This window comes from Thermus sp., assembly GCF_056332225.1.
The window spans coordinates 1-2,853 of record NZ_JBWGQW010000098.1 but is presented as its reverse complement, the minus strand read 5'-3'; the positions used below and the strand labels follow the sequence as shown (position 1 = coordinate 2,853).

The 2,853-nt window shown below is 70.1% G+C and carries 3 protein-coding genes; all 3 read left to right on the top strand.

The window, feature by feature from the left end:
- Positions 1 to 118 precede the first annotated feature (118 nt).
- Positions 119 to 928 carry a [LysW]-aminoadipate kinase gene (locus tag AC01Y6_RS10060; RefSeq protein WP_347240577.1) on the top strand — a complete coding sequence of 270 codons (810 nt, stop codon included), beginning with the start codon at positions 119 to 121 and terminating at the stop codon, positions 926 to 928.
- A 4-nt stretch (positions 929 to 932) separates the two neighbouring features.
- Complete coding sequence (locus tag AC01Y6_RS10055; protein ID WP_476671381.1) at positions 933 to 2,495, top strand: 1,4-alpha-glucan branching protein; 1,563 nt, start codon at positions 933 to 935, stop codon at positions 2,493 to 2,495.
- The coding region (locus AC01Y6_RS10050; RefSeq protein WP_476671380.1) for a nitrilase-related carbon-nitrogen hydrolase at positions 2,495 to 2,853 on the top strand (359 nt) is incomplete at its 3' end. The genes AC01Y6_RS10055 and AC01Y6_RS10050, both read left to right, overlap by 1 nt.

Genomic DNA, 2,853 nt, shown 5'->3' with positions numbered 1-2,853 from the left:
GCCCTCCAGGCCCTAAACCTCCGCATGGGCTGGCCCGAGACCCTGGGGCTGGACTTCCCCGGGCTTCACCCCTAAGGCCACCCCGTGCTGGGGGGCCCCGGACGTGGGAGGTGAGCTTGTGATCGTGGTCAAGGTGGGAGGCGCCGAGGGGATCCACTACGAGGCCGTGGCCAAGGACGCGGCCTCCTTGTGGAAGGAGGGGGTGAGGCTTCTTCTGGTCCACGGGGGAAGCGCCGAAACCAACAAGGTGGCGGAGGCCCTGGGCCACCCGCCCCGCTTCCTCACCCACCCCGGGGGGCAGGTGAGCCGCCTCACCGACCGCAAGACCCTGGAGATCTTTGAGATGGTCTACTGCGGCCTGGTGAACAAGCGCCTGGTGGAGCTTCTGCAGAAGGAGGGGGCGAACGCCATCGGCCTTTCGGGGCTAGACGGAAGGCTTCTCGTGGGCCGGAGGAAAACCGCGGTCAAGTACGTGGAGGACGGCAAGGTCAAGATCCACCGCGGGGACTACACGGGCACGGTGGAGGAGGTGAACAAGGCCCTTTTGGACCTCCTCCTTGGGGCGGGCTACCTCCCCGTCCTCACCCCCCCTGCCCTGAGCTACGAGGGCGAGGCCATCAACACCGATGGGGATAGCATCGCCGCCCTCCTCGCCCGGGTCTACGGGGCCGAGGCCCTTATTTACCTCTCCAACGTCCCCGGCCTCCTCGCCCGCTACCCGGACGAGGCCTCTTTGGTGCGGGAGATCCCCGTGGAGCGGGTGGAGGACCCGGAGTACCTGGCCCTCGCCCAAGGGCGGATGAAGCGCAAGGTCATGGGGGCGGTGGAGGCGGTAAGGGGCGGGGTGAAGCGGGTGGTCTTCGCCGATGGCCGGGTGGAAAACCCCATAAGGCGGGCCCTTTCCGGGGAGGGCACCGTGGTACGCTAGGGCCATGGCGCGCTTCGCCCTGGTCCTCCACGCCCACCTCCCCTATGTGCGGGCCCACGGGATGTGGCCTTTCGGGGAGGAGACCCTCTACGAGGCCATGGCCGAGACCTACCTCCCCCTCGTCCGGGTCTTGGAGCGGCTTCGCGCCGAGGGGGTGGAGGCCCCCTTCACCCTGGGGATCACCCCCATCCTGGCGGAGCAGCTCGCCGACCCCCGGATCAAGGAGGGGTTCTGGGCCTACGCCAAGGACCGCCTGGAGAGGGCCCAGGGCGACTACCAGCGCTACCGGGGCACGGCCCTCGAGGCCAGCGCCCGGCACCAGGTGGCCTTCTGGGAGCTCACCCTGGACCACTTCCACCACCTGCGGGGGGACCTCCTGGCTCCCTTCCGGAGGGCCCAGGAGAGGGGGCAGGTGGAGCTCCTCACCTCCAACGCCACCCACGGCTACTCCCCTCTCCTCGCCTACGACGAGGCCCTCTGGGCCCAGATCAAGACCGGGGTCAGCACCTACCGCCGCCACTTCGCCAAGGACCCCACGGGCTTCTGGCTCCCGGAGATGGCCTACCGGCCCAAGGGCCTTTGGAAGCCCCCCGTGGAAGGCCCCCCGGAGGGGGTGAGGCCCGGGGTGGACGAGCTTCTGATGCGGGCCGGGATCCGCTACACCTTCGTGGACGCCCACCTGGTCCAGGGGGGCGAGCCCCTCTCCCCTTACGGGGAGGCCTCCTTGGGTCCCGTGGAGAGCCGGGAGGCCACCTACTACGTCCACGAGCTGGCCTCGGGCCTCCGGGTCCTCGCCCGCAACCAGGAGACGGCCCTTCAGGTGTGGAGCGCCGACCACGGCTACCCGGGAGAGGGGCTTTACCGGGAGTTCCACCGCAAGGACCCCCTTTCCGGCCTCCACCACTGGCGGGTGACCCACCGCAAGGCGGACCTTTCGGAGAAGGCCCCCTACGACCCGGAGGCGGCCTTCGCCAAGGCCAAGGAGCACGCCCGCCACTTCGTGGGGCTTCTGGAGCGCCTCGCCGAGGGGCACCCCGAGGGGGTCATCCTCTCCCCGTATGATGCCGAGCTCTTCGGCCACTGGTGGTACGAGGGGGTGGCCTGGCTGGAGGAGGTGCTGAGGCTCCTCGCCCAAAGCCCCAGGGTCCGGCCCGTGACCGCGCGGGAGGCGGTGCAGGGCCCCGCGGTGCGGACCGCCCTCCCCGAGGGCTCCTGGGGCCGGGGCGGGGACCATAGGGTCTGGCTCAACGAGAAGACCCTGGACTACTGGCGGGCCGTGTACCGGGCGGAGGGGGCCATGCGGGAAGCGGCGCGCCGGGGCGTCCTCCCTGAGGGGGTGTTGCGCCAGGCCATGCGGGAGCTCCTCCTCCTCGAGGCCTCCGACTGGCCCTTCCTCATGGACACGGGGCAGGCCGAGGCCTACGCCAGGGAGCGGTACGAGGAGCACGCCCGGGCCTTCTTCCACCTCCTCAAAGGGGTCTCCCCCGAGGAGCTTAAGGCCTTGGAGGAGCGGGACAACCCCTTCCCCGAGGCCAACCCCCGCCTCTACCTTCCCCAGGAGGCTTGATGCGGGAGGTGCGCCACGCCGTCCTCCAGTTCCGCCCCGAGAAGAGCCGGCTTGAGGCGAGCCTTGAGCGGCTAAGGGCCCACCTCGAGGCCCTCCGCCCCCACGCCCCCCAGGTGGTGGTCCTGCCCGAGGCCGCCCTCACCGGCTACTTCCTGCAAGGGGGGGTGAGGGAGCTCGCCCTCACCCGCCATGAGCTTTTGGAGCTTTTGGCGGGAGTTTACGAGAAGGTGGGGTGGGAGGGGGCTTTGGACCTGGTGGTGGGCTTCTACGAGCGGGACGGGGGGGCCTACTACAACAGCGCCGCCTACCTGGAGCTTCCCCACCGGGTGATTCACGTCCACCGCAAGGTCTTCCTCCC

What these genes read in the sequence shown, in the direction of transcription:
- AC01Y6_RS10055 (WP_476671381.1), top strand. Translation starts at nt 933, where the DNA reads ATGGCGCGCTTCGCCCTGGTCCTCCACGCCCACCTCCCCTATGTGCGG.